General features: G+C 68.7%; 1 protein-coding gene. It reads left to right on the plus strand.

The features are described 5' to 3' along the window. Positions 1-387, plus strand: a 387-nt coding sequence (locus I6F37_RS44420) for a peroxidase family protein (protein WP_276573846.1), incomplete at both ends; no start/stop codon positions are given.

Consider the following 387-nt stretch of genomic DNA (forward strand, 5'->3'; position numbering starts at 1 on the left):
GTCGACCACGATCTGACCTTCGACAAGACGAAGGTGACGTTCGGGCAGACCGTCAGCCCGGCGCAGCTGCTGCAGGCGCGCTCGCCGAGCCTCGACCTCGACTCGCTCTACGGCGCCGGCCCGCAGGACCCCGACTCGGCGAAGTTCTACACGGATGACCGCCACCTCAAGATGGGCAAGACCGTGGCGCTCGACCCGGATCCGGCGTTCGAGGGCCACGATCTTCCGCGCGGCGCGGGGTCGACGAAGGCGGAGAAGCAGAAGGCGGTCATCCCGGACCACCGCAACGACGAGAACCTCGCCGTCGCGCAGACGCATCTCGCGATGATCCGCTTCCACAACCGGATCGTGGACACATTGCCCGCGTCGGTCCCCGCCGCGCAGCGG

Source organism: Bradyrhizobium sp. NBAIM08 (genome assembly GCF_020193935.1).
In the GTDB taxonomy this organism is placed as follows: Bacteria; Pseudomonadota; Alphaproteobacteria; order Rhizobiales; family Xanthobacteraceae; genus Bradyrhizobium; species Bradyrhizobium yuanmingense.